Origin of the sequence: Rahnella bruchi, from assembly GCF_003614975.1 — a bacterium.
Lineage (GTDB): Bacteria > Pseudomonadota > Gammaproteobacteria > Enterobacterales > Enterobacteriaceae > Rahnella > Rahnella bruchi.
In genome coordinates this window covers 1-1,267 of record NZ_QZWI01000050.1, presented here as the reverse complement: position 1 = coordinate 1,267, position 1,267 = coordinate 1, and the positions used below count along the sequence as shown (strand labels likewise).

The 1,267-nt window shown below is 52.3% G+C and carries 1 protein-coding gene and 1 pseudogene; both read right to left on the bottom strand.

The features are described 5' to 3' along the window. A pseudogene (locus D5398_RS25290) lies at positions 1 to 699 on the bottom strand (IS3 family transposase); the annotation flags it as partial. Further along, the gene (locus D5398_RS25285) at positions 696 to 1,220 is read right to left on the bottom strand and encodes a helix-turn-helix domain-containing protein (RefSeq protein WP_120510029.1); all 525 of its coding nucleotides are present in this window, start codon (positions 1,218 to 1,220) and stop codon (positions 696 to 698) included. The gene D5398_RS25285 and the pseudogene D5398_RS25290, both read right to left, overlap by 4 nt. Positions 1,221 to 1,267 lie beyond the last annotated feature (47 nt).

The following is a 1,267-nucleotide window of genomic DNA, read 5'->3' as shown; positions in this document are numbered from 1 at the left end:
AAAGCATTCTGATTTCAGCGTCCCGAAGAAGCTCTCCGCCACAGCATTATCCAGGCAGTTTCCTCTACGGGACATGCTCTGCCTGAGACCATGCGCTTTCAGTTGTTCCTGCCAGCGCTGCATCTGATATTGCCAGCCCTGGTCTGAGTGTAAAACCGGCTTATCTCCGGGGCGCAGCGTTGACAGCGCCTTCTTCAGCATCGTGCTGACCATGCTCATCACGGGGCGCTCCGACATCACATATGAGATAACTTCTCCGTTAAACAGATCGATAATCGGTGACAGATACAGCTTCTGTCCCGCCACGGCGAACTCCGTAACGTCCGTCACCCACTTTTCGTTCGGCCGTGTGGCCGTAAAGTTTCGCTGCAGAACATTGGCGGCGTTTTTTCCCTGCTCACCCTTCCAGGAACGGTATTTTTTCACCCGGATCACCGCTTTCAGCGACTGCTCGCTCATCAGCCGCTGCATCGTTTTGTGATTCACTCGTTCGTGCTCTCTGGTGAGAGCCGCTGTGATCCACCTGTATCCATAGCATCCTTTATGACGCTGATATATCTGGCTGATTTTTCTCTTTATGTTTGCGTACTTATCCGGTCGCTTGCGCACCGACTGCTGGTAATACCAGGTACTGCGGGCCATTCCGGCGGCGGCCAGCAGATCGTGTAAGGCATGGACGCCCCTCAGCTCACTGATTATTTCAGCTTTTTCTTTTGCTGAGCCAGGGCTTTCAGCTTCTTAAAGTAGTCGACCTCCGCACGCCGATACCGCAACTCGGCCAGCAATTCGTCATGGGTGAGCTCCTCAGCAGGTTTTGCTGCGCTCACCTGCGGTTGCGTCGCCTGTATAGGGATGTTTTTCGTTTTCACGAGTTGTCGTTTCCTCTTCTGCAGTCCGGCTTCACCGGCAGCTTCATAAGCTTCAAACCAGCGCTTCACCACTTTATTATCGGATATGTTGAACCGGACTGCCGCCTCACGAAATGAAAGATGCTCTTTATGCAGGGTTTTTACCACGTTAAGCTTAAAGGCTGGCGTGTAACCGGCGACTTGCCAGGTGATACCATCGATACCGTGCAGCTGCCATGAGGCTACCCAGTGACTAACGGTGGATTTGTGGAGACCAAAATGTGCAGCGGTCCTTTTTATTCCGCCCTGGCCGGAGAGGTAATACTTCACGACAGCAATACGGAATTCCAGTGTGTAATTGGGCTTGCCCATAAATTGCACCTTACTCAGTTAGTGTCCAACTTTTGGGGTGCAGTTCA